Consider the following 231-nt stretch of genomic DNA (forward strand, 5'->3'; position numbering starts at 1 on the left):
GTAGCAGGCAGCTGATAAAGAGGTATTGGTAACAGGTTATCGCCATTACGCAGTGGCGAACACATATGCACATAACTGGTATACAGCAGTTGCCATGAAGGCGTATCGGTATTGCTGGCTTCGGAGTTAATGTCTTGGCCGATGAATTTCTCTCTAGGAGCCAATAGCTTAGCTGCTGTTAGGCCTGCTAAGGCTACTTTTACCCATGGGCTACTGTGGCGGTTAGCTAAG

At 48.1% G+C, this 231-nt stretch carries 1 protein-coding gene; it reads right to left on the bottom strand.

Annotated elements, in window-relative coordinates:
• Positions 1-231, bottom strand: a 231-nt coding sequence (locus AAEZ00_RS22295; RefSeq protein ID WP_351090238.1) for a DUF2310 family Zn-ribbon-containing protein, incomplete at both ends; no start/stop codon positions are given.

Source organism: Shewanella sp. S1-49-MNA-CIBAN-0167 (assembly GCF_040310145.1).
GTDB lineage: Bacteria > Pseudomonadota > Gammaproteobacteria > Enterobacterales > Shewanellaceae > Shewanella > Shewanella psychromarinicola.